1 protein-coding gene is annotated in these 361 nt (G+C 70.1%); it reads left to right on the forward strand.

Annotation, left to right across the window (positions count from 1 at the left end; genetic code table 11):
* Window positions 1–166: 166 nt before the first annotated feature.
* Window positions 167–361, forward strand: a 195-nt coding sequence (locus tag AC1DSF_RS31460) for a hypothetical protein (RefSeq protein WP_478184226.1), incomplete at its 3' end; no start/stop codon positions are given.

Consider the following 361-nt stretch of genomic DNA (forward strand, 5'->3'; position numbering starts at 1 on the left):
CAGCCGCAACAGAGCTCGCCTTCGGCCTGCGCAATCGGATGGACTCCCGCTGCGACATGGTGCGCACCGTCCGCGACGCGCGCTACCGCTACATACGCAACTACGACCCGCACCGCCCATACGGCATGCACCAGGCATTCGCATGGCTGGCCGCCGGATACCGGTCGTGGGAGACCGAGCACCTCGCCGGCCGCCTCGCGCGGTCCAGTCGGCGTTCTGGCGACCCAAGCCGGGCATCGAGCTGTACGACACGGTCGCCGATCCGGATCAGGTCCACAACCTGGCCGGGCTGCCCGAATACGCGGACGTCGAACGGCGGCTCGCCGACGCCCTGCGCGCGCACATCCTCGCGGTGCACGAC

Source organism: Variovorax sp. 01N429, from assembly GCF_056399425.1.